The following is a 22,509-nucleotide window of genomic DNA, read 5'->3' on the forward strand; positions in this document are numbered from 1 at the left end:
CCGTCAGGTCGCCGGGCGCAATGGCGATTTCGGCAACGGGATGAATTCCGTCTCGCCCGGCACCTGCCCCATGCGCTGGGCGCTCCAGTCGTCGGCCGCCTGCGACAAGCGCTCCTTGCTCGACGAGACGAAATTCCAGAACAGGAAGCGGTGGCCGTCCAGCGGCTCGCCGCCGATCACCACGAACTGCGCCGGGCCGCCGCCCGCCGTCACGACCGGCACGGCGCCCGCCTCGATCAAGGCCATGGTGTGCGGCGCGAGCGCCACGCCGTCGAGCAACACTTCCCCGCTGATCGGGTAGATGGCCGCTTCCGCCGGCAAGCCTTCCAGCGCCAGCGCCTTGCCCGCCTGCAGCGCCACGTCCAGGTACAACGTCTGCATGTAGGTGCGCACGGGCGAGGTCCGGCCGAACGCCGCGCCGATCAACACTTTCACGACGGCGCCATCGAGCGGCACGACGGGAATGTCGGCTTGCGGCGTGTGCGTGAAACTCGGCTCGTCTTCTTCATGCGCCTTCGGCAGCGCGGCCCACAGCTGCAAGCCGTGCGTGCGGTGCGGCTGGCCGGCCAGGTCGTGCGGCGTGCGCTCGGAATGCACGATGCCGCGCCCGGCCGTCATCCAGTTGATGGCGCCCGGCTCGATGCGCTGGTACGAACCGATGCTGTCGCGGTGGTCGATCGCGCCCTCGAACAGATAGGTGACGGTGGCCAGGCCAATATGCGGATGGGGGCGCACGTCGTGGTTGGCTTCGGGCGCCACGTCGATGGGGCCGAAATGGTCGAAGAAAATGAAGGGGCCGACGGCCTGTTTTGCCGCGGAAGGCAGCAAGCGCCGCACGACGAAGCCGCCGCCGAGGTCCTTCTCGTGGCTTTTCAGGATGGCCGCGCTCATGCCAGCACCGTCGTGATTTCCGTGGTGACGGCCGTCATCAGCTTGTGGATCGGGCATTTGCCGGCTACGGCCAGCAACTCCTGGCGCTGCGCATCCGTCAGGTCGCCCGTCAGGTGCAGCGTGGCGGCCAGGCGGTAGACGCCCTTGCGCTCTTCGCTGGCGTCGCGCTCCGTGCTCACTTCCACGTGTTCCAGGGGGATGCCCTTGTGTTTGGCGTACCAGACGACGGTGAGCGCCTTGCAGGCCGACAGGGCGGCGTCATACAGGTCGTGCGGCGACGGGCCGGCGTCGCCGCCGCCCTCCTCCACCGAGGCGTCGGCGGAAATGATGTGATCGCGCACGTGCACGATGTGGCGCATGGCTTGCGACTGGTCGCGGATGGCTTTGATGGTCATGGCGTTCCTTGGGGCGTTTGGAAAGCCACAATTTACACCGTTTGCCCGCTTGGCGCAGCCTGCTGCCCGGCTACCTGGTCATTTGATACGGAACCGGGCGTCGACCGCCCGCGCCATCTTCAGGCCAGGGCGCCTGACTTGACGCTTTCACCGCCCCCTTGATCGAGCGTGCGCGCCACCCGGAATCCCACGATGTCGTTCGACAGCACGGTGGAAAAGCCGTTGCGCAGGGCCGAACGCAGGTAGCGCGGGTGGTACAGCCAGGAGCCGCCGCGCAGGATGCGCCGGCTGCTGTCGCTGCCCTCTTCCCAGGCGCTGCCATCGACGGGCGCGCCCTCGTAATTGTCGTGCACCACGTCCTGCACCCATTCCCACACATTGCCGTGCATGTCGAACAGGCCCCAGGAATTCGGCGCGAAGGTGCCCAGCGGCGTGGTGCCGCCCCGGTACACGCCGCGCGGGCCGCCGTTGTAAACGTACAGGCCGTCATAGTTGGCCTGTTCCGTGCTGATGGTGTCGCCCACGTTGAAGGCCGTGCGCGTGCCGGCGCGGCAGGCGTATTCCCATTCCGCCTCGCTGGGCAGGCGGTAATGCCGGCCCGTGCGCTCGCTCATCCACGCCAGGTACAGCTGCGCGTCATTCCAGCTCACGCCCACCACCGGGTGCAGGTCGGTCTGCACGAAGCCGGGATTGTCCCAGTCCGTCTCGGAACCGCCCGCCCATCCCGTCGCCTTGACGAAGGCGCGCCACTCGCCCACGCTGACGGGGTGGCGCGCCAGCGCGAACGGGCGCTCGATGCCGACCCAGTGCCGCGGCGTTTCGCGATCCAGCCATGACTGCTGCGAGCCGGCCTGGATGGCCGCCTTGTGTTCCGTCTCGTGCGCGCCCATCTGGAAGCGGCCGCTGGGAATGAGCACCAGTTCCGGCCCCTGTCCCGCGCCATCGAGAAAATCATCGCGCAAGATGCCTTCCGCATCGGCCACCGGTTCCACCCGTTCCGCGGCCGCTGCCGGCGCAGCCGCGGGGACAGTTGCGGCGGCGCGGCTGGCCTCTTCGCGGCGCGCGCGTTCCTGCTCGGCGCGATAGGCCGCCTCCGCCTTGGCGACGATGGCCTTGCGCTGCAATTCCTGGTGTTCCTGCAGTGCCGTGGCGGCATCGGCTTCGCGGCGCGCGCGCAGCTGGCCGCGCAGCGCTTCCTTGCGCAGCTTGCGCGCCTCTTCCGCTTCGAAATGGCGCTGCGCCTCCTGCTCGCGGCGCAGCTTGTCCTGCCGCTGCTTTTCCAGCGCCGCCGCCTGGATTTCCGCCTTGCGGCGCTGGTCCAGCTCTTCCTGGCGTATGCGGGCCTGCTTGAGCTCTTCCTCGCGCGCCTGTTCGGCGGCCAGCGCCGCCTGCCGTTGTTGCTGCGCCACGCGCGCCTGCTGCTGGCGCGCCTGTTCCGCCAGTTCTTCGGGCGACGGCCCGGCCGCGCGCTCCAGCCCTTCGAGCAAGGCTTGCACGGATTGCGGCCGCAGTTCCGCCGTCAAGGAAAACCCGTTCTGCAAGACTTGCCACTGCTGCGCGTTGAGCGCCTGCGGCGCCGACGGCAGATGGCTGGCGCTGCGCGCATCGTCGAACGGCATGCGCGCTTCGAGCATCTGGTAAATCATCACGGCCACCGCATATACGTCCAGGCGCGGGCTGGGCTGGCGCTGGTTGGCGCCGGCCTCGGGCGCCCGATAACCGTGCGTGCCGGCGTTCGGCATGTCCAGCGCCAGGCTGCTGTCCGCATTGCGCACGCGCGTAGCGATGCCGTAGTCGAGCAGCTTGACGTCGCCCTTCGCCGTCAGGAAGACATTGCCCGGCTTGATGTCGCGGTGCACCAGCTTGTGCTTCTCCCACGCATACGACAGGGCCTCGGCCACCGGCTGCAGCAATTGCTGCACGGTGGCCAGCGGCAGCGCGCCCTCGCGCGCCAGATAGTGCTCGAGGTCTTCGCCATCGAGGCATTCCATGATGATGAAATAGCTGGCCGTGGCCGGGTCCTGCGCCCACTCGTAGACGCGCACGATGTTTTCATGCGCGAGCTTCCGGGCCTGGGTCGCTTCCTCGATCAGCAGCTTGGCGTGCGTGGCGCTTTGCGTCAGCTGCGGCGGCAAGATCTTCAGCGCCACCATTTCGCTGCTGCCCAGCTCCGCGTGCGTGGCCAGGTCGGTCGCTTGCCACACCTGCCCCATGCCGCCCGTGCCGATCAGCCGTTCGAGCCGGTAGCGGCGGTTTTGCGGGCCGATTTCCTGGCCCGTCATGAAGCCCAGCTCCGTGCCCTGGCGCACGGGCGGCGGCGCGGGCGCAGCTGCGGTACCGGGCGGCGCGTACTCGGCGTCGAGGATGGCGTTCTTGCGGCGCTCAAATTCCTGCTCGCTGAGCAGCCCGTCGTCGTGGAGGGCGCGCAGTTCCCGCAGTTTGTCTCGTGCTTTTTGCATCATCGGGGGCGAAACGCTTCCATCAAGGCTGCAGGGCGACGCCGCAGGCGGCGCAGAATTTATCTTCCGGATGGCCGGCGCGCAGCGCATGGCCGTTCTTGCAGCGCAGCGGCGCGCCGGCAGCGGAAGCCGCGCCTGGCTGCAGCGCCTGCGCCACGGCCACGCCCAGCTGCGCCTGCGCCGACAGGCCGTGCGCATGCGCCGCGTTCTGCAGGTTGATCAAGTCCAGCTGCTGGCGCCGTTCCCGCTCCGCCTGGCCTTCCAGGTAGCTGCGCTCCCGCGCCACGCCGTCCTGCGCCATGCGCATGGCCTCCAGCGGCGCGACGCTGTTCTCGGCCGCCGCCAGCGCCGCCAGCGCGTGGATCTGCTCGGCGCTCATGCCCGCCTGCAGCTGCACTTTCAGCACCTGCGCCAGCCCGGCCGCGTTCTGTCCGGCGGCCATGGCCACCTTGCCCGTGTCGCTCAAGCTGCCGATCTTTTCGATGCGGTCGATGTCGATGCGCGCCAGTTCGGCCGCATGCGCCTGCTGCGCCAGCAGGGCTTCATACTCTCCCTTCCAGCGCGCGTAATCGCTTTCGCGCTGCTGCGCCATGGCCAGCAGGTCACGCTGCCATTGCGCTTCCTGTTCCAGCTGGCGCAGCTGCTGGCGCTGTTCCTCGATGGCCAGCGCGTCGAGCTGCGCCAGGTGCGCCTGCTGCTGCAGCTGGCGCGCATGCACGCCGTCGGCCTCGATGGTGCGCAGCAGCTTTTCCTGCTGCGCGATGGCGTCCTCGCGCACGCCGCCGCGCCGCAGCGCCGCGACCTTTTCCGCGATTTCCGCCGCCTGCACCTGGGCCGCTTCATCCTTGTGCGCCTCGGCGCGCAGCAATTCGCGCTGGCGCGCCAGCTGCATCTGGTCTTCCCACTCCTGCACCCGCTCCGCCTCGCGCTTGCGCGCCGCGTTGGCCAGCATCTGGCCCTGCCAGGCGGCCTGGTGCTGTTCCGCCTCCAGTTGCGCCTCGCGCTGGGCCGCATCCGCCTCCGCCTGGCGCAGGCGCGCCAGCTGGGTGCGGCGGCCCGTCTCGTCGTCGATCAGCAGCGCGCTTTCCACTTGCTGCGCGATCGACTGCAAATGCACCTGGTGCGTAAAGCGCTGCTGCGCCAGTTGGATCTGTTCGCGCCCGTGCAGCTGCGACAGTTCCAGCTCGCTGCGCATCTTGATGGCGGCCAGCGCCCGCACGTGTTCCCAGTTGGCCGCTTCATCTGCCCGCTGCGCGCCCTTCTGCGCCAGTTCCTGTTCCAGCTCGCCCAGCGCCAGCGCGGCGCCATGGTCGAGCGCCTGGCGCCGCGACTTCGCTTCCAGGATGCGGCCGTACAGGTCGATCTGGCGGCCGCGCAGCGCTTGCAGGCGCTCCGCTTCCTGGTGGCTCAGTTCCGCCTTTTCCACCGTCGCGTCCTGCAGCAGTTCGGCGCGGCGCTGCGCATGGCGCGCCGCCAGTTCCTCGCGGCGGATGCGCTGCCACTCTTCCTCGTCATACAGCTGGTCGAGCTGCTTCATGCGTTCCAGGCTGTGCTGCTCCAGTTCCTGCGCCGGCAAGCCGCCCAGCCACAGGGTGCCGATGCTGGCGCCGGCCTCCCCCTCGCGCTTGTCGTGCCGCAGGGCCAGCGTCTCCACGCGGGCCACGGCCAGGCCGCTGGGCGCCAGGCGCTGCGTCAGCGCCGACTGCAGGCGTTCATTGAGTTCGGGGCGCAGGTCGGCATGCGCGTCCATCTCGCGCAGCGCGCGGCTGCCGATGAATTCCAGCGCAATCTGGCGCACGGACGGCAGCAGCAAGGCGTGCAGATGGGCGCGCGTGACGGCGCCCGGCGCGCGCATGAACTGGCGCGCGAACGCGTCGGGCTGGCCCAGCGCGATGTCCACGCGCAGCGACGCGGCGACGTTCAGCAGTTCCGTGCTGGCCAGACCCGGCAGGTCGAATTCCAGGCTGACGGCGTCGGCGCGCGCGATCAGCACTTCGGCGGCGCGCGCCGGCAGCAGCGCGGGCAGGCGCGCGAAGAAGGCGGCGCTGTCGTAGTCGCCGGCCGGTATCAAGGTGAAAGCGTCCGATTGCACGATCCAGGCGCGCGACTGGGCGGGTACCTGCAGGCGCCGCGCGGCGCTGCCAAACAGCGAGGACAGTTCGCGCACGCCGAAAAACAGGGCCAGTTGCCCATCAACAAGTTGCCATTGATTGGCATGCAGCACCGCGTCGCTGTCGGGTGCCCCCAGCGACAAGCCGCATTGCGCGCAATAGCCGGCGGCGGCACCGTTCTTGTGCTCGCAGCGCGGGCAGCGGGCGCCGCCAAAACCAAACAATTGGAACATGTGTGACTCCTGATGATATTTTTATCCACGCGACGGGGCCGCCATGCCGATTCTAGCAGGACAACTGGCCCTGCACTTGCCGCGCGCGGTAGTGTGCAGTGTCAAATAATGCCACGCGGCAATTACATTCATATGCCCGGATACAGGGCGAATTAGGCCTCAATTCAAGCGGTCGCCCGCCTGGCCCGCGCACAGGCATTTCAGCGCCGTTTTTTTGCAGGCCATGCCGCCAAAACCACGGCTGGTCGCATGCGCATGGCGGTCAAGCGCGCGCATGGCTACAGTGCATGCATACCCACCCGCCACCCGAAAGGAAGCATCATGAACACGCCAAAAAGCGCCCTGAAAAACATGGAAGCCATTTTCACCGTCGCCGTCGCCATCGCCTGCGGCGCCAGCTATGTCAGCTTCATGCAGCCATCGGCAGCCAAAACGGCCGAAGCGGCCGAAGCAGCACAAGCGAACGCCATCCCCGTGGTGGTGGTCAGCGCCAAGCGCCTGACGGAACAGGAAAAGAAAATCTCGCTGATCGAGGAACGGCAAGCCTTGCTGGGCAATGCCACCGCCAGTACCCTGTGAGCCACCGATGCCGACCCCACGCCGCCTGGCGCACTGCGGATAGTCGCCGCGCCAGGCCGCCATGTGCATCGCATTTGTATCGGCCACGGATACACGGACGCACAGCATTGTGTCAAATGTAATAAGTTGAATCAAAGGCGAAAAAACGCCAGCAAGTGTCTATAGTCCATTTCACGCAATCACCGGAATGGAGCACACAATGAAACCCATCGCACTCTACGCAGCAGCCATGCTTGCCATCAGCACCGCGGCCTTCCTGCCCGCGCAAGCCATGGCGCAGAATCAGCTCGGCGTCAGCATTGTCGTCGGCAACGCCCCGCCCCCGCCACGGTTTGAAAGCGTGCCAGCGCCGCGCGCCGGCTATGTCTGGGCGCCCGGCTACTGGAACTGGGATGGCCAGCGCCACGTCTGGACCGGCGGCGAATGGCTGCGCGAACGGGGCGGCAACCAGTACCGCCGCGCCGCCTGGATACAGGAAAACAAGCGCTGGCGCCTGGACCGTGGCGGCTGGGTCGCCGCGCAGGTGCAGCCCGTGCGCTATGACGAGATCCGCATCGCCCCGCCGCCGCCGCGCCGCGAAGCCATCCCGCGCGCCCGCCATGGCTATGTCTGGGCCCCGGGCCACTGGGAATGGCGCAGCCAGCGCTACGCCTGGACACCGGGCGTGTGGATCGCCGAACGCCCCGGCTACGTGTATGCGGCGCCCGCCTGGAACCAGCGCGACGGCCGCTGGCAGATGGAGCAAGGCCGCTGGTCGCCACGCGGACCGAATGGCGACCGTGACCGCGACGGCATCCCGAATCGTTATGACCACGACAATGGCAACCGCCGCGACCGCGACGGCGATGGCGTGCCCAACCGCGACGACCGGCGTCCGGACAACCCGAACCGCAGCTGACACGCGGCTGTAGTGACCGGCAAGGCCTCCCATCGCGGTGGCCTTGTCATTTTCCGGACACATCCGTGTATTAACATCGCGCGACGATCAATCACACTGCGCGAGAAAGATTCACGATGGCGATGGAAACTGCCGGTTTCACCTACGGTTCGGACACCTCGGGCCTGGTCTGGGGCTTCCTGTTTGGCCGCGAGGCGCAGCCGCTGGCGCTCGACTCGACGGCGGCCCTGGCCTGGCTGGCCGATGGCGCGGCGCGCCCGGCGCAGGAATTCGTCTGGCTGCATTTCAATTTATCGCATGCGGCCAGCGAAAAATGGCTGATGACGCATACGCGGCTGGCCGACGAATTCTATGAAACCCTGCACCAGGGCTCGCGCTCGACGCGCATCGAACAGGCGGAAAACACCCTGATCGCCGTGGTCAACGATGTGGTGCACAATTTCTCGTTCGAGGCCTCCGACATTTCCACCATGTGGGCCAGCGTGGCGCAAGACCTCGTCATCACGGCGCGCCGCGCGCCGCTGCAGTCGATCGAGCGCCTGCGCCAGGCCGTCATCAAGAACCACGAGCCGATCCGCTCGTCGGTGGAGCTGCTGATCCACCTGCTGCGCGACCAGGCCGACGTGCTGGTCAACATCGTGCGCGACGCCGTGGCGCGGGTCGACGATATCGAGGACCACCTGCTGGCCGGGCGCCTGGTGCCGAAACGCGAAGACCTGGGCGCCATGCGGCGCGTGCTGGTACGGCTGCAGCGCCTGCTGGCGCCGGAACCGGCCGCCCTGTTCCGCCTGCTGCAACGCCCGCCCGTGTGGGTCTCGGAACTGGACAGCCTGGAATTGCGCCAGTCGACGGAGGAATTTTCGGTGGTGCTCAGCGATATGTCCTCGCTACAAGAACGCATCAAGCTGCTGCAGGAAGAGATCGCCGCCAGCGTCAACGAGGAAAACAGCCGCAGCCTGTTCGTGCTGACCATCGTCACCGTGCTGGCCTTGCCGATCAATATCATCGCCGGCATGCTGGGCATGAATGTGGGGGGAATTCCGCTGGCCCAGCACCCGCAGGGTTTCTGGATCATCGTTGCCATCATCGTCACATTCACGGTCGTGGCGGGATGGCTGGTGGTGCGCGTGCAACGCAATAGCTGAGTATTTAGCTGACTATCGGAAACACGGCCTGGCAGGCGAACGGCAGGCGCCGTCCGCCATCACTGCTTGCGCGCTTAGCGGTGGTATTCGCCAGCCCGCTCAGGCTGGTAAACGATTTCCTCGATCTTGACCTTTACCACGCCGCCCGGCATGGGCCAGGCGATGCTGTCGCCGACGGACAGGCCCAGCAGCGCGCTGCCGACGGGCGCCAGCACGGAAATGCGGTCGGCCTGGCCTTCCACATCCTTCGGATACACGAGCGTCAGGCAAAACTCTTCCTTGTTTTCCACCGTGAAGCGCACGGTGGAATTCATCGTCACGACGGTCGGCGGAATCTCTTGCGGCTCGAGCACCTCGGCGCGGCCCAGCTCATCGAGCAAGGCGGCCTTGTCCGGAGACAGATTATTACCCAAGGCATACAACAACGCTTCCAGTCGTTCCAGGTCTTGTGACGACAAAATAATTTTTGGTTTTTTTTCCAAGATATCCTCACTATTGATCATTAGGGCGACGTCCGGTTTTGCTGGCGGCAGCTTGCTTGGCCGCGGCAGACAAAACAAACAGCAGCAGAACGTCCATCATCAGCGGATTATGGACGAACTCGCGGAGCAAGGCCATAGCGTTCTCGCATTCTTCATTAAAATTTATTAAAATCAATGACTTGCAATGCGCCATACGGGCAAGAAAGTTAATCCGCGCCGGGATGGCGGCGACATGGAGTTATTCTTGATGACACTTTGTTTATTGTCAGCATGTTTTTAAAGAAAAAAACGGCTGGCAAAAAAAGGATTAGAATTCAGCTTGGATTATTATTAGAAAGACACGCCTGCCTTTTTCCGCCTGTCTTGCCACCTTGTCCGCTGCCACCGGTGTGCGGCATGGACACTAAATTGCCGCGCGCCCTGTACTTTCACGCTGCAAAATGACAATATGTCGGCCTTAACAACACGTTGAGAGTTCCGGCTCACTTCGGTTTTCATCAGACTGGAACGTAAAGTATGGCAGGGCGAGGCGGGATCACAAGGGGCGGTGGCAAGCGGGGCCGGCAGGAGAATGCGTCATGATGGCGCCGTTGATGCTGCCGTCGGCGCAATTGCGCGGCGACCGGATCGCCAAGCTGAACTTGCTGGCCGCGGCGGCCATGCTGGCCATGGCCAGCCTGCTGCTGATCCTCTTCCAGTTGTTTTCCCTCCAGGCATCCTTCCAGCGCGCGCTGCGCATCCAGGCCGACATGCTGGCGCCCGCCGCCACCCAGGCCATGCGCGAGGACAATCGTCTTGCCGCGCAACAAGTCCTCGCCCCCCTCGCCGCCGCCCCGCATGTCCGGCAAGCAATCCTCTACAGCCCCTATGGCACGCCGTTTGCCCGCTACGCGCGCAGCAGCGCCGATGCCGCGCCCGCGGCGCCGCGCAACGGCCTGCACTTCGATTACCTGGACGGCAGCGCCGCCATCCTGACGGCCTTGCCCGGCGGCGGCGCGCTGTACCTGCGCGCCAGCCTGGCGCCGCTGTGCGCCAGCCTGGCGCAATTTGCCGCCTTCGCCCTGCTGGTCTGCCTGTGCGCGTTCGGCCTGACCTTCCTGATGGTGCGCCGCACGCGCACCGCCGCCCAGGATGCGGAACGCCATTTGCATTATCTGGCCCATGTCGACCCGGTCACGCAACTGCCGAACCGGCATGAATTCAACGACGCCCTGGCCTACGCGCTGGCGCGCGCCGACCGCCAGGACAGCAGCGTGGGCTTGCTGCTGCTGGACCTGGACAACTTCAAGATCGTCAACGATACGCTGGGCCACCACTGCGGCGACCAGCTGCTCAAGCTCGTCTCCGAGCGCCTGGTGGCCATCCTGCGCGGCACCGACATCATCTGCCGCATCGGCGGCGACGAATTCGTCGTCATCGTCGAACCGGCCGACGACGCCTCGGAAATGGCCAGCGTGGCGCGCAAGATCCTCGCCGTGCTGGCCGCGCCGTTCGACCTCGAAGGCCACCAGCTGTATGTCAGCGCCAGCATCGGCGTGAGCCTGTATCCGTTCGACGCGCAGGACGTCGCCACCCTGACGCGCAATGCCGATACGGCCATGTACCACGCCAAGCACCAGGGCAAGAACCGCTACGCCGTGTTCAAGGCGGAAATGGAATTGCGCGCGCAGCGCCGCCTGCGCATGGAAGCGAACCTGCGCCGCGCGCTGCAAAACGAGGAACTGTATCTGCACTACCAGCCGCAGATCGACTTGCGCAGCGGCCGCATCGTCGGCGTGGAAGCGCTGATACGCTGGAACTGCCGCGACATGGGCCAGCTGAGCCCCGCCGAATTCATCCCCGTGGCCGAGGAAAGCGGCATCATCGTCGACCTGGGACGCTGGGTGCTGCAAAGCGCCTGCCGCCAGGCGGCCCTCTGGTGCAAGGCGGGCCTGCTCGATTCGCTCGAGCACGTGGCCGTCAACCTGTCGGCCTGCCAGGCGCGCGACCCGGGCCTGATGGACGATATCCGCGCCATCCTCGACGAAACGCAACTGCCGCATGGCTTGCTGGAGCTGGAAATCACGGAGGGCGTCCTGATGGACAATGTCCACGCCAACGTGGAACTGATGCGGCGCCTGCAGGAAACGGGCATCCACCTGTCGATCGACGATTTCGGCACCGGCTATTCGTCGATGTCGTATTTAAAACGCCTGCCGATCGACCAGCTGAAGATCGACCGCAGCTTCGTGCACGACCTGCCCGGCGAGGGCGAGGCCATCGTCACGGCCATCATCGCCATGGCGCACAGCCTGCATCTGAAAGTGGTGGCCGAAGGCGTGGAAACGCTGCAGCAGGTGGAGTTCCTGAGAAAAGCCGGCTGCGACAACGTGCAGGGCTTTTTCTTCGCCCGCCCCATGACGGCGGCGCAGTTGACGGCCTTGCTGCTGGAGCGGCGCGACTGGAGTACGCGCACGATCCTGCCGGCGTAAAAAAGGGCAGAACTGCCTGTTCTGCCCCTGGTCGCTACGTCAGAGTCATCAGGCCAGCTTGGCCGAATGCTCGCGCGTGGCGTGGAATTTCAGCTTCGGCCAGCGCTCTTCCGTCAGGCGCAGGTTCACGCCCGACGTGGCCAGGTAGGCCATGTTGCCGGCCGCATCGTAGGCCACGTTGTGGCCCAGCGCGTTTTCGAAATCCTGCAGGATGCGCTTGTCGTCGCAGCTGACCCAGCGCGCGCTGCTGATGCTGGTGCCTTCGAACACGGCGTCCACGCCATACTCGTTGAGCAAACGGCTGGCCACCACTTCGAACTGCAGCACGCCGACGGCGCCCAGTACCAGCTCGCCGCCCTGCACCGGCTTGAAGACCTGCACCGCGCCCTCTTCGCCCAGCTGCTGCAAGCCCTTGTGCAGCTGCTTGATCTTCAGCGGATTACGGATGCGCACGGAGCGGAAGAAGTCTGGCGCGAAGTACGGGATGCCCGTAAACGTCAGCATCTCGCCTTCGGAAAAACTGTCGCCGATCTGCATGTTGCCGTGATTCGGCAAGCCGATGATGTCGCCCGCGTACGCTTCTTCCACCTGTTCGCGCGACGACGCCATGAAGGTCACCACGTTCGACACCTTGATCTCGCGCCCCAGGCGCAAATGCTTGACCTTCATGCCGCGCTCGAAACGTCCCGAGCACACGCGCAGGAAGGCGATGCGGTCGCGGTGGGCCGGGTCCATGTTGGCCTGGATCTTGAAAACGAAGCCGGTGAATGGCTGCTCGGTCGGATCGACGGAACGCACGGTGGCGTCGCGCGGGCGCGGCGCCGGCGCCCAGTCGACCAGCGCCGAGAGAATCTCGCGCACGCCAAAGTTGTTGATGGCCGAACCGAAGAACACGGGCGTCTGCACGCCGGAGAGGAATTCCTCCAGGTTGAACGGGTTCGACGCGCCGTGCACCAGTTCCACTTCCATGCGCAGCTGATCCATCTCCAGCGGGAACATCTCCTGCAGGCGCGGGTTGTCGATGCCCTTGATGATTTCGAAGGCGCCGTCGGCCTTTTCCTCACCGGCCTTGAACAGCATGATCTCGTCTTTCAGCAGGTGATACACGCCGCGGAAGTTCTTGCCCATGCCGATAGGCCAGGTGACGGGCGCGCACTGGATCTTCAGCACCGATTCGAGTTCGTCGAGCAGGTCCAGCGGATCGCGCGTCTCGCGGTCCATCTTGTTCATGAAGGTGACGATGGGCGTATTGCGCATGCGGCACACGGCCAGCAGCTTGATCGTCTGCGCTTCCACGCCCTTGGCCGCATCGATCACCATCAGCGCCGAGTCGACCGCCGTCAGCACGCGATAGGTATCTTCCGAGAAGTCCTGGTGGCCCGGGGTGTCGAGCAGGTTGACGACGTGGTCGCGGAATTCGAACTGCATCACCGAGGAGGCGACGGAAATGCCGCGCTGCTTCTCGATCTCCATCCAGTCCGAGGTCGCGTGGCGGCCCGACTTGCGCGCCTTGACGGTACCGGCCATCTGGATCGCGCCCGAGAACAGCAGCAGTTTTTCCGTCAAGGTGGTTTTACCGGCATCCGGGTGGGAAATGATGCCGAAGGTGCGGCGGCGCTGCACTTCGCGCGCGATCACGGCCGGCGCCTTGCTGCTGACCGACGCTGCGGCGATGTCCGCGTTGTCAGTGGAATCGGGGGTGTTGCTGTCGTTCTCGTTGGCCATATTGGTGACCATAATATGGCCCTCGCAAAAAACCCTCGATTTTACAGAAGGATCGGCCTTCCGTGTGAACTGCTTCACTGTGGCGACCAGCAAAATCGCCCACTTCATCAAGGGGTCACAATCCGCAGGCAACATTGCACTGCAGAAATGTTGTCACCCTACCCTGGAAACCCGATGAAAATGCTCCTCACCCCCGCCATCCGACTCATGCAGCGCTTGCGCCTGCTGCCCAAATTCATGCTTGTCTGCCTGGTCTTCCTGCTGCCGCTGGCGCTGGCGACCACCCTGCTGATCTCGGAGCTGGGCAAATCGCTGGCCCAGGCGCAGGATGCGCAACGGGGCGTGGCCTATGTGCGCCAGCTGCAGGAAGGCACGCGCCTGCTGCAGCAGCGGCGCGGTCTCGAGCACTTGCGCCTGAGCGGCAAGGCGGGCATGGACAACACGGCGCTGAACGCGCGCATCACGGCCGCGCTGGCGGCCCTGGCGCGCCTGCCGGCCGGCGCCGGCCTGCCCCAGGCGGCCGAGCTGACGAAACAGTGGCAAGCCCTGCTGGGCCGCCAGGCGGGACTCGCCGCGCGCGACAGCTACGCGGCGCACACGGCGCTGCTGCGCCAGGCCGCCAAACTGGGCCAGCTGGTGGCCGACCGCTCGCACCTGAGCCTGGACCCGGACGCGGGCGCCAACCACCTGAGCGCCGCGTTTACCGCCACCCTGCCCGACCTGGCCGAGAGCCTGGCCGACATCGCCGGGCGCGGCGCGGCCTACATCGACACGGGCCTGTTCGAAGCGAATGAAGATCAACTCGTCAACGCCAACGCCCTGATCGCGCGCCATGAGCTGGAACGCCTGCCGGCCCGCTTCGACGAAATCCTCGCCGCCAAGCCGGCGCTGCGCGCCAGCCTGCAGCCGGCCCTGAAAGCCGTGCCGGCCGCGCTGGCCTTCCTCGAACGGACAAAAAATGAAGTGACGAATTCCTACGACCAGACGTCGGGCGCGCAATTCCACGCGGCCGGCATGCAGGCGATCGACGCCCTGCAAGCGCTCTCGGGCGCCTCGGCCACGGCGCTGGACGGCTTGCTGGCGCAGCGCATCGCGCGCGACGAGGCGCGCCGCGCCCTGATCCTGGCGGCCATGCTGCTGGTGCTGCTGGCCGCCGCCTACCTGTGCGCGGGCTTCTATGCCGCGTTCGCGCGCGACGTGACGCAATTGCGCGTGGCCGTCGGCGCGGCGGCGGCGGGCGACCTGTCGCAGCGCATCACCTCGCAGGCGCACGACGAGATCGGCGACCTGGTGCGCGACTTCGGCGCCATGACGCATGGCCTGGCCACGCTGGTGCAGGAAATCCGCGGCGGCGCGGCCGTCATCGCGGCGGCCGGCGCCGATATCGCCCAAGGCAACGCCGCCCTGTCCGGCCACACGGCCACGCAGGCCGATGCGCTGGGCGCCACCGTGGACTCGATGCGCGAGCTGACGGCCACCGTGGGCCGCAACGAAGCCCACGTAGGACAGGGGCGCACCCTGGTGGCGACAGCGGCCGACGTGGCCCTGCGCGGCGGCCAGACCGTCGGCGCCGTGGTCGAGACCATGGCCTCGATCAAGGCCAGTTCGCACAAGATCGTCGACATCATCGGCGTCATCAACGGCATCGCCTTCCAGACGAATATCCTGGCCCTGAACGCGGCCGTGGAAGCGGCCAGGGCCGGCGAGCAAGGGCGCGGCTTTGCCGTCGTCGCATCCGAAGTGCGCAGCCTGGCGCAGCGCTCGAACGAGGCGGCGCTGGAAATCAAGCGCCTGATCGGCGATTCGGTGGCCACCGTGGATGCGGGTGGCGAGCTCGTCAATGCAGCCGGCGCCACCATGCGCCAGGTCGTCGATGCGGTGCAGCAGGTGGCCGTGGTGATCGGACGCATCAGCAGCGCCGGCGCCGAGCAGAATGGCGAGATCGCCCGCATCAACGGCGCGCTGGCGCAAATCGACGACATGACGCGCCAGAACGCGGGCCTGGTCGACGAGGCGCGCGCCGGTTCGCAGCGCCTGCACCAGGAAGGCGAGGCGCTGACGCAGGCCGTCAGCCGCTTCCGCCTGGGGGAACACGAGCTGCCCGCCACGCGCCAGGCACCGGCCGCGGCCGTGCGCGACGGCTTGCCCAGCGTGCGTCCGGCCGGCCTGTGGAGCGCCAACAAGCCACGCGTCATATCACAAAATCGCGCGGAACGGCGCAAGGCTAGCTAGGCTAAAGTGTGGATGTAGGACAAGGACTACAATTTCGCCTCAAAAGAGACTACAAAGTGGCGACTGCTAATCTTATGTTCGCCACTTACATAAGCTTTTAAAGTAGCTACATCGCGATCTGCACCGCGCGGCCGAAAAAAACACCGTACCCAGATGGAGCCGGCAAGTTTTTTTGACCAGCAACGCGGCAATCGCACTCCGATGTAAAAAGCCTGTGAGGAATACTATGAGCCATGTTCAACTTATCGCCCCGGTCCAGAAGAACCAGCTGCTGCCGCGCGCCATGCCGGCGGCCGGACGCGAAATCAAGCTTGCGTCGCGGGTTAGCCTCAGCAGTGCCCAACAGAATGAATTGCTGGCCGCCCTGCCGCGCGCCGCGCTCGAATCGCTGTTCGAAGACCTGGAGCTGGTGGAACTGCCGTTCGGCAAGGAATTGTATGCCTACGGTAACAACCTGGAATACAGCTATTTCCCTACCACCGCCATCATTTCGCTGCTGTACGTGATGGAAGACGGCGCCACAACGGAAATCGCCGTCGTCGGCCATGAAGGCGTGGCTGGCGCCTCGCTGCTGGCAGGCGAGCGCGCCATGTGCACGGCCGTCGTGCAAAGCGCCGGCTATGGCTACCGCCTCAAGACGCAAAGCTTGCGCGACGCCTTCAACCAGGGCGGCGCCCTGCCCCAGCTGCTGATGCGCTACACGAATGCCCTGTTTGCGCAGATGGCGCAGAACGCCGTTGGCGGCCGCCACAGCTCGATCGAGCAAAAGCTGTGCCGCTGGCTGCTGGACCGCCTGGACCGTTCGCCATCGAACGAATTGAAAGTCACGCAAGAGCTGATCTCCATCATGCTGGGCGTGCGCCGCGAAAGCATCACGGCGGCCGCCGGCAAGCTGCAGGAGGAAGGCTTGATCCATTATCGCCGCGGCAATATCACGGTGCTGGACCGCGCCGGCCTGGAATGCTATGCGGGCGAGTGCTACAAGGTGGCCAAGACGGAATACGACCGTTTGCTGCGCGACGTCTCGCGCTGCTGATGAACGAAATCAAAGCGACATAAAAAAATGGCCGGGCTGCATGCCCGGCCATTTTTTATACTCGGAAGAATTCAGACGCTGGCGTCTTCATTGATCTCGTCCGGCTCCGGCGCCAGCGGCAAGGGAATCACGGCTTCCACGCAAGTACCCTTGCCGGCCGGCCCCTGGCGCACGGTGAGGGTGCCGCCGAGCAGCAAGGCGCGCTCGCGCATGCCCAGCAAGCCGTGCGACATGGGCTTTTGCAGCGCATCTTCCGTGATGCCGATGCCGTCGTCGATCACGCGCAGCACCAGGCCGTGTTCATTGCGTTTCAAGGTCACGCTGACCATGCCGGCACGCGCATATTTGAGGATATTCGTCAGCGATTCCTGCACGATGCGAAACAGGGCGATCGTCAAGGTGGCTTCGCGGTTGTCGATATTGATGGCCACGTCCGTTTCGCAGCGAACCGAACTCATGCGAGCAAAATCCTCGCAATAGCTTTCGATGGCGGCGCACAGACCCAGGTTGTCGAGCAGGCTGGGGCGCAAATCCTCGACGATGCGGCGCTTGAGTTCCACCGTTTCCAGCAAGGTCGCCTTGGCGCGACGCAATTGCGCGGCCAGTTCCGGCTGCGTGTGCGCCAGTTGCTGCGTGACGGCGCCCAGGTCCATGCTGATCGACGTCAAGTTGGCGCCCAGTTCATCGTGCAATTCGCGCGCCAGGCGCGCCTTTTCCACTTCATTGACGCTGATTAAATGACGCGACAGCACGGATAACTGCTCGGTACGTTTGCTGACCGTCGATTCCAGGGTGTCATTGGCGTTTTGCAGCGCATACTCGACGGCCGCGCGGTTCTGGAAGCTGCGCCGCACCAACTGGTAAAACATGATCAGCACGAGGATGGCCAGGGCATTGATGCCGATGCCGAGCAGCACGGCTTTCTGGTACTCATGGTAAAAGGCGGCGCTGCCCGACGACAGCGCCTCATTCTGCTCGCGCGTCATGATCACCACTTGCAGGCGGATCTCGTCCATGGTGGCGCGGTCATCGGTCACGCGGGAAATGTTGACGATCTCGGCCAATCCGCCCTGCTTGTAGACGTCGATCGATTGTTGCAGCATCGCCATCTTGCGACGGATCAAACTTTTCAGCTGGCCCAGGTTTTTCAGTTGGGTGGGACTGCCCGCGAGCAAGGTCTGCAGCTCGTTGAATTCATTCTCGATTTCGGTGGCGGCGGTCTTCGACGGCCCAAGATACGTTTCGGAGCCGGAAATGAAATAGCCGCGCAAGCTGCTTTCCGCATCGAGCACGAGCACGTTCAAATACTGCAGGCGGTCCGCCACGCGGGCGCTCTGGCTAAGCAAGGCGTTCGTGCCCTTCAGCGACTGCAAGTTATGATAGAGACTGAAACCATTGAGTACAAGCAGCAAGGCACACGTGACGCACAGGATCGTCTTGTACAGGGGCAGGCGGTGATGCGGGGCCGGTTCAGCGGTGAAATACATCCTGATGTGCATCCTTAGCAAGGTTCGGCGCGGGAGAGAGCGCCAGCGCCGGCCAATTATAGTCCTCGCCACAAACTGCTGCACTGCACAAGTCGTGCTGGCCAGCTGGCTGAGCGATCATGTTTCCATGATCGCACCGCAGCGCTAGTCAAGCAAATTGTTTTTCATTGCGTAATAGGTCAAGTCGCTGTTGGATTGCAAGCCCATTTTTTCCATGATGCGCGTACGGTAAGTACTCACCGTCTTGATGCTCAGCGACAAGGCCACACCGATATCGGACACGGTGGCGCCGCGCGCCAGGCGCAGGAAGACCTGGAATTCGCGGTCCGACAATTCCGTATGCAGGGCGGCATTCGTGTCGCGGTCGAACGACTGCGCCAGCAATTCGCCCACGGTGGAGCTGACATAGCGGCGCCCCTGGAACACGGTGCGCACGGCCATCATCAGCTCGTCGGCTTCGCATTCCTTGTTCAGATAGCCATTCGCGCCCATCTTGAACAGGTTCAGCGCGTATTGCTGCGCGGGATAGCCGCTGAGTATCAGCACGGGCAATTCCGGCTGTCCCTGGCGGATCGTGCGCAAGGTATCGATGCCGCTCTGATCGGGCATGGCGATATCGAGCAACAGCACATCGCAAATTTCGCGGCGGGCGATATCGAGCGCTTCGCGCCCGGTACCGGCTTCCGCCACCACACTGAAATCGCTCGACGACGAAAAAATCTGTTTGAATCCAGCTCGTACTATTTGGTGATCATCACAAATGGCAACGCGTATCATTGTTTCCCCTTAAATTTTCCTGGCCTGGGAAAGACTACCGGAACCTGAACGCTGCTCCGGCCTAGCGTCACTAACAAAAACGCAACATTAACAGTATATTCAAAATATGGCGCGCCGCATGGCTGCGTCAGCGCCGGGGCGGAGCGCCCAGGCAGTATCGTCAAGCGGTACCGGACAACCCCACCTATATTGGTACAAATCTTATTTTAGCAAGTTTAAAATCGCAATTAATTCATTGCGTATCCACACGCGGTCCAGCGGCGCTTCCTGCGGCACGGCAGGCATCGCCGGCAGCACGGGCAGCTCGTCGGCGATGGCATGCGATGCGCCACGGCTATCGAGCTTGTTGCGCGCGCCACTGATGGTAAAACCTTGCTCGTACAGCAATTCGCGGATGCGGCGTATCAGCAGCACCTCATGGTGCTGATAATAACGGCGGTTGCCACGTCGTTTGACCGGTTTGAGCTGGGAAAACTCCTGTTCCCAGTAGCGCAACACGTGCGGTTTGACGCCGCACAACTCACTCACCTCGCCGATCGTGAAATAGCGTTTCGCCGGAATGGGCGGCAAGGCGATCAACTCGGTTTTACTGATGCGCTCGTTCATCGCCACTCACTCAGGCAGCACGTGCCAGCGGACTGGTCTCTTCGACCATGCTCTTCAGCTTCTGGCTCGCATGAAAGGTCACGACACGGCGCGCCGTGATGGGAATCTCTTCGCCCGTCTTCGGATTGCGGCCCGGCCGCTGCGGCTTGTCGCGCAACTGGAAATTGCCGAAACCGGACAGCTTGACGGCTTCGCCACGCTCGAGCGCATTGCGGATCTCGTCGAAGAAGGTCTCGACCATATCCTTCGCCTCGCGCTTGTTCAGGCCCACTTGCTCGAACAACAGTTCGGCCAGTTCCGCCTTGGTCAAGGTGGGTAAATCTTTTTCCGCTTCCTGGCGCACTTTGGCAACCAGCATGGCCCGATGCAAATCGGCGGCCAGTGCGGATTGCAGTACGGCGGAATCAACGTCGCTGTTATTAATTTTCCTGCCCTGCCTTTTCTGTGCGCCCGAGCCCGCCACATGGCAAGCTCGTCTACGGTTGACGACGGAAAGGCCGTCACGCAAGGCGACGGCCAGTCCGGTAATTACGAACGCAGTTTCGCGTCGTGGCCCTGCTTGGCCGCATCGATGAGGACAGCCATCAGGCCATCGACGACATCGTCTTGCAGGGTGTTTTGAGTATCTTGCAAGCTAATCCGGAAAGCAAGGCTTTTTTCATCCGCTTCCAGACCTTTTCCACGATATTCATCAAATAAAACAATGGCTTGCACGATACGCGCTGCCGGGCTCGACTTGGCGGCGGCATGGAAGCTGTCGAGCAGATCCTGCACGGCCACCGATTGCTTGACGACCACGGCCAGGTCGCGGCTGGCGCCAGGGAATTTCGAGATTTCCTGGTACACGGGCACGACTCTTTGCGTCAAGGCGGCGGCGTCGACTTCGAACAGCACGGGCGCCAGCGGCAAGTCGTACTTTTGCATCCAGCGCGGGTGCAATTCGCCGATGAAACCGATGACCTTGCCATCGAGTTCCACGTTCGCCGAACGGCCAGGATGCAGGGCCGGATGTTCCGCCTTGGTGAAACGCAAGACCAGCGGCGCGAACAGCGCTTCCAGGTCCGCCTTCACGTCGAAGAAATCGACGGTGCGGGACGGCTGGCCCCATTGCTCCTCAGCCACCGCGCCGTAGGCCATGGCGGCCACGCGCTTCGGCTGGGCGTAACCGGCCACCGACAGGGGACCGTTCTCCACGCTGTCGTCGCGCTGGTAGATGGCGCCCACTTCGAAGATGCGCACGCGGTTCGTCTTGCGGTTCAGGTTGTAGCGCACATTGGCGATCAGGCTGCCGATCAGCGACGAACGCATCACGCTCATCTGGCTGGCGATCGGGTTCTGCAATTTGATCGGATTGGTGTTGCCCGAGAAATCGCGCTCCCATGCCGTATCGACAAAGCTCATGTTAACCACTTCCTGGAAGCCCAGGTCGGCCAGCGCATGACGTACCGCAAACAAGGAGCGGGTATTTTCCGGGGCGATTTGCATCACGTTCGCGGCCACGGGCGGCAAGGTCGGGATGTTTTCAAAGCCGTACACGCGCGCCACTTCCTCGATCAGGTCTTCCTCGATCTCGATGTCGAAACGGTAGCTGGGCGAGGTCACGGAAAACACGCCGTCGGCCAGGGTGAATGGCAGGGCCAGGCGCGTGAAGATGTCGGCGATCAGCTCGTCGTTGAGCGGCACGCCGATGACTTTTTGCGCGCGCGCCGTGCGCATGGTCACGGGCTGGCGTTGCGGCAAGTTCACCACGTGGTCGTCGACGGGGCCGACGGTCGTGGCCGGCGTGCCGCAGATTTCCACGATCAGGGCCGTGATGCGCTCGATGTGCTCGACGGTGGTGGCGAAATCGACGCCGCGCTCGAAGCGGTGCGCCGCATCGGTCGAGAAATTCAGGCGGCGCGCACGGCCTTGAATGGCGTTCGGCCACCAGAAGGCCGCTTCCAGGTAGATGCTGTCCGTATCGTCCGACACCGAGCTGGCGTCGCCGCCCATGATGCCGGCCAGCGATTCGATTTCCTGCTCATCGGCAATGACGCCGAGCCACTCGTCGACGGCAATGGTGTTGCCATTCAACAGCTTGACGGATTCGCCCGCCTTGCCCCAACGCACGTCGAGGCTGCCGTGGATCTTTGCCAGGTCGAACACGTGGCTGGGACGGCCCAGTTCCAGCATGACATAGTTCGAAATATCGACCAGGGCCGACAGCGGACGCTGGCCGCTGCGCTCGAGGCGCTGCTTCATCCAGTCCGGCGTGGCCGCACGGGCGTTCAAGCCGCGGATGACGCGGCCCGTGAAACGGCCGCACAGGTCCGGCGCGCTGACTTTCACGGGCAGGATTTCATCGCTGGAAACCGGCACGGTGCGGAACTGCGGCGCATTCAGGGGCACGCCCGTCAATGCCGACACTTCGCGCGCCACGCCCAGCACGGACAGGCAGTCCGCCTTGTTCGGCGTCAACTTGATGGTGAATTTCAAGTCGTTGAGCGCAAAGTAATCGCGGAAATTCTGGCCGATCGGCGCGTCGTCCGGCAACTCCAGCAAGCCGGCGTTTTCTTCCGACAATTTCAATTCGCGCGCGGAGCACAGCATGCCTTGCGACTCGACGCCGCGCAGCTGGCCCACCTTGATTTCAAACGGCTTGCCATCGGCGCCAGGCGGCAGCACGGCGCCGGCCATGGCGCAGACGACTTTCAAGCCCGGACGCACGTTCGGCGCGCCGCAGACGATGTTGAGCATGGTGCCCGTGCCGACATCGACCTGGCACACATTCAGGCGGTCCGCGTTCGGATGTTTTTCCATCTCCAGGACCAGGCCCACCACCACGTTCGAGAACGGCGGGGCGACAGGATCGACGTCCTCGACTTCGAGACCGGACATGGTCAGCAGATGGGCCAGTTCGTCCGAAGTCATCTTCGGATCGACCATGGTACGGAGCCAGTTTTCGGAAAATTGCATAATCAAGCCTTCAAAGGGTCAAAGCTC

The 22,509-nt window shown here is 64.4% G+C and carries 18 protein-coding genes; 6 read left to right on the forward strand and 12 right to left on the reverse strand.

What is annotated here, in order from left to right; all coding sequences use genetic code 11:
* Positions 1-3 precede the first annotated feature (3 nt).
* The 4 genes from J0O65_RS17045 to J0O65_RS17060 form a co-directional block, all read right to left on the reverse strand.
* The gene (locus J0O65_RS17045; RefSeq protein WP_215408460.1) at positions 4-891 is read right to left on the reverse strand and encodes a pirin family protein; all 888 of its coding nucleotides are present in this window, start codon (positions 889-891) and stop codon (positions 4-6) included.
* Positions 888-1,286, reverse strand: a complete 399-nt coding sequence (locus J0O65_RS17050; RefSeq protein ID WP_215408461.1) for an OsmC family protein — start codon at positions 1,284-1,286, stop codon at positions 888-890. The genes J0O65_RS17045 and J0O65_RS17050 overlap by 4 nt, the downstream gene beginning before the upstream one ends.
* 119 nt (positions 1,287-1,405) lie before the next feature.
* Positions 1,406-3,748 carry an SUMF1/EgtB/PvdO family nonheme iron enzyme gene (locus tag J0O65_RS17055; RefSeq protein WP_215408462.1) on the reverse strand — a complete coding sequence of 781 codons (2,343 nt, stop codon included), beginning with the start codon at positions 3,746-3,748 and terminating at the stop codon, positions 1,406-1,408.
* Between the two features lie 19 nt (positions 3,749-3,767).
* On the reverse strand, positions 3,768-6,089 hold the full coding sequence (locus J0O65_RS17060) for a coiled-coil domain-containing protein (RefSeq protein WP_215408463.1): 2,322 nt from the start codon (positions 6,087-6,089) through the stop codon (positions 3,768-3,770).
* A gap of 321 nt (positions 6,090-6,410) precedes the next feature.
* On the opposite strand from J0O65_RS17060, the gene J0O65_RS17065 reads away from it, so the two are divergent.
* The 3 genes from J0O65_RS17065 (at position 6,411) to J0O65_RS17075 (ending at position 8,711) form a co-directional block, all read left to right on the forward strand.
* Positions 6,411-6,668, forward strand: a complete 258-nt coding sequence (locus tag J0O65_RS17065) for a hypothetical protein (protein WP_215408464.1) — start codon at positions 6,411-6,413, stop codon at positions 6,666-6,668.
* A gap of 199 nt (positions 6,669-6,867) precedes the next feature.
* Positions 6,868-7,566, forward strand: a complete 699-nt coding sequence (locus tag J0O65_RS27930) for a YXWGXW repeat-containing protein (RefSeq protein ID WP_251373790.1) — start codon at positions 6,868-6,870, stop codon at positions 7,564-7,566.
* Between the two features lie 116 nt (positions 7,567-7,682).
* Positions 7,683-8,711 (forward strand): transporter, encoded by a 1,029-nt coding sequence (locus tag J0O65_RS17075; protein ID WP_215408465.1) that lies wholly within the window; start codon positions 7,683-7,685, stop codon positions 8,709-8,711.
* Between the two features lie 74 nt (positions 8,712-8,785).
* On the opposite strand, the gene rnk is transcribed toward J0O65_RS17075, so the two are convergent.
* Positions 8,786-9,193, reverse strand: a complete 408-nt coding sequence (gene rnk, locus J0O65_RS17080; RefSeq protein ID WP_162835757.1) for a nucleoside diphosphate kinase regulator — start codon at positions 9,191-9,193, stop codon at positions 8,786-8,788.
* A gap of 10 nt (positions 9,194-9,203) precedes the next feature.
* Complete coding sequence (locus J0O65_RS28145; RefSeq protein ID WP_285896799.1) at positions 9,204-9,329, reverse strand: hypothetical protein; 126 nt, start codon at positions 9,327-9,329, stop codon at positions 9,204-9,206.
* Positions 9,330-9,771: 442 nt separating this feature from the next.
* Here J0O65_RS28145 and J0O65_RS17085 point away from each other — a divergent pair, with 442 nt between their 5' ends.
* Entirely contained in the window at positions 9,772-11,664 is a 1,893-nt protein-coding gene (locus J0O65_RS17085; protein ID WP_215408466.1) for a putative bifunctional diguanylate cyclase/phosphodiesterase, read from the forward strand.
* A 48-nt stretch (positions 11,665-11,712) separates the two neighbouring features.
* On the opposite strand, the gene J0O65_RS17090 is transcribed toward J0O65_RS17085, so the two are convergent.
* Positions 11,713-13,401 (reverse strand): peptide chain release factor 3, encoded by a 1,689-nt coding sequence (locus tag J0O65_RS17090; protein WP_502793571.1) that lies wholly within the window; start codon positions 13,399-13,401, stop codon positions 11,713-11,715.
* A gap of 162 nt (positions 13,402-13,563) precedes the next feature.
* On the opposite strand from J0O65_RS17090, the gene J0O65_RS17095 reads away from it, so the two are divergent.
* Both J0O65_RS17095 and J0O65_RS17100 read left to right on the forward strand, forming a co-directional pair.
* Positions 13,564-15,621 carry a methyl-accepting chemotaxis protein gene (locus J0O65_RS17095; protein ID WP_215408467.1) on the forward strand — a complete coding sequence of 686 codons (2,058 nt, stop codon included), beginning with the start codon at positions 13,564-13,566 and terminating at the stop codon, positions 15,619-15,621.
* A gap of 226 nt (positions 15,622-15,847) precedes the next feature.
* Complete coding sequence (locus tag J0O65_RS17100) at positions 15,848-16,657, forward strand: Crp/Fnr family transcriptional regulator (protein WP_152250965.1); 810 nt, start codon at positions 15,848-15,850, stop codon at positions 16,655-16,657.
* Between the two features lie 71 nt (positions 16,658-16,728).
* Here the strand turns inward: J0O65_RS17100 and J0O65_RS17105 are convergent, their stop codons facing one another.
* From J0O65_RS17105 to pheT, 5 genes are all read right to left on the reverse strand, one after another.
* Positions 16,729-18,144 (reverse strand): sensor histidine kinase, encoded by a 1,416-nt coding sequence (locus J0O65_RS17105; protein ID WP_215408468.1) that lies wholly within the window; start codon positions 18,142-18,144, stop codon positions 16,729-16,731.
* Positions 18,145-18,288: 144 nt separating this feature from the next.
* Positions 18,289-18,921, reverse strand: coding sequence for a response regulator (locus J0O65_RS17110; RefSeq protein WP_215408469.1), 633 nt, complete (start codon positions 18,919-18,921; stop codon positions 18,289-18,291).
* 201 nt (positions 18,922-19,122) lie between these two features.
* The gene (locus tag J0O65_RS17115) at positions 19,123-19,527 is read right to left on the reverse strand and encodes a MerR family transcriptional regulator (RefSeq protein ID WP_215408470.1); all 405 of its coding nucleotides are present in this window, start codon (positions 19,525-19,527) and stop codon (positions 19,123-19,125) included.
* Positions 19,528-19,537: 10 nt separating this feature from the next.
* Positions 19,538-19,885, reverse strand: a complete 348-nt coding sequence (locus tag J0O65_RS17120; RefSeq protein WP_010399205.1) for an integration host factor subunit alpha — start codon at positions 19,883-19,885, stop codon at positions 19,538-19,540.
* A 170-nt stretch (positions 19,886-20,055) separates the two neighbouring features.
* Positions 20,056-22,482, reverse strand: coding sequence for a phenylalanine--tRNA ligase subunit beta (pheT, locus tag J0O65_RS17125; protein ID WP_215408471.1), 2,427 nt, complete (start codon positions 22,480-22,482; stop codon positions 20,056-20,058).
* Between the last annotated feature and the right edge of the window lie 27 nt (positions 22,483-22,509).

Origin of the sequence: Janthinobacterium sp. JC611 (genome assembly GCF_018682595.1) — a bacterium.
In the GTDB taxonomy this organism is placed as follows: domain Bacteria; phylum Pseudomonadota; class Gammaproteobacteria; order Burkholderiales; family Burkholderiaceae_D; genus Janthinobacterium.

What these genes read in the sequence shown, in the direction of transcription:
- J0O65_RS17045 (WP_215408460.1), bottom strand. Translation starts at nt 891, where the DNA reads ATGAGCGCGGCCATCCTGAAAAGCCACGAGAAGGACCTCGGCGGCGGC.
- J0O65_RS17050 (WP_215408461.1), bottom strand. Translation starts at nt 1,286, where the DNA reads ATGACCATCAAAGCCATCCGCGACCAGTCGCAAGCCATGCGCCACATC.
- J0O65_RS17055 (WP_215408462.1), bottom strand. Translation starts at nt 3,748, where the DNA reads ATGATGCAAAAAGCACGAGACAAACTGCGGGAACTGCGCGCCCTCCAC.
- J0O65_RS17060 (WP_215408463.1), bottom strand. Translation starts at nt 6,089, where the DNA reads ATGTTCCAATTGTTTGGTTTTGGCGGCGCCCGCTGCCCGCGCTGCGAG.
- J0O65_RS17065 (WP_215408464.1), top strand. Translation starts at nt 6,411, where the DNA reads ATGAACACGCCAAAAAGCGCCCTGAAAAACATGGAAGCCATTTTCACC.
- J0O65_RS27930 (WP_251373790.1), top strand. Translation starts at nt 6,868, where the DNA reads ATGAAACCCATCGCACTCTACGCAGCAGCCATGCTTGCCATCAGCACC.
- J0O65_RS17075 (WP_215408465.1), top strand. Translation starts at nt 7,683, where the DNA reads ATGGCGATGGAAACTGCCGGTTTCACCTACGGTTCGGACACCTCGGGC.
- J0O65_RS28145 (WP_285896799.1), bottom strand. Translation starts at nt 9,329, where the DNA reads ATGGCCTTGCTCCGCGAGTTCGTCCATAATCCGCTGATGATGGACGTT.
- J0O65_RS17085 (WP_215408466.1), top strand. Translation starts at nt 9,772, where the DNA reads ATGATGGCGCCGTTGATGCTGCCGTCGGCGCAATTGCGCGGCGACCGG.
- J0O65_RS17090 (WP_502793571.1), bottom strand. Translation starts at nt 13,401, where the DNA reads ATGGTCACCAATATGGCCAACGAGAACGACAGCAACACCCCCGATTCC.
- J0O65_RS17095 (WP_215408467.1), top strand. Translation starts at nt 13,564, where the DNA reads ATGAAAATGCTCCTCACCCCCGCCATCCGACTCATGCAGCGCTTGCGC.
- J0O65_RS17100 (WP_152250965.1), top strand. Translation starts at nt 15,848, where the DNA reads ATGAGCCATGTTCAACTTATCGCCCCGGTCCAGAAGAACCAGCTGCTG.
- J0O65_RS17105 (WP_215408468.1), bottom strand. Translation starts at nt 18,144, where the DNA reads ATGTATTTCACCGCTGAACCGGCCCCGCATCACCGCCTGCCCCTGTAC.
- J0O65_RS17110 (WP_215408469.1), bottom strand. Translation starts at nt 18,921, where the DNA reads ATGATACGCGTTGCCATTTGTGATGATCACCAAATAGTACGAGCTGGA.
- J0O65_RS17115 (WP_215408470.1), bottom strand. Translation starts at nt 19,527, where the DNA reads ATGAACGAGCGCATCAGTAAAACCGAGTTGATCGCCTTGCCGCCCATT.
- J0O65_RS17120 (WP_010399205.1), bottom strand. Translation starts at nt 19,885, where the DNA reads ATGCTGGTTGCCAAAGTGCGCCAGGAAGCGGAAAAAGATTTACCCACC.
- pheT (WP_215408471.1), bottom strand. Translation starts at nt 22,482, where the DNA reads ATGCAATTTTCCGAAAACTGGCTCCGTACCATGGTCGATCCGAAGATG.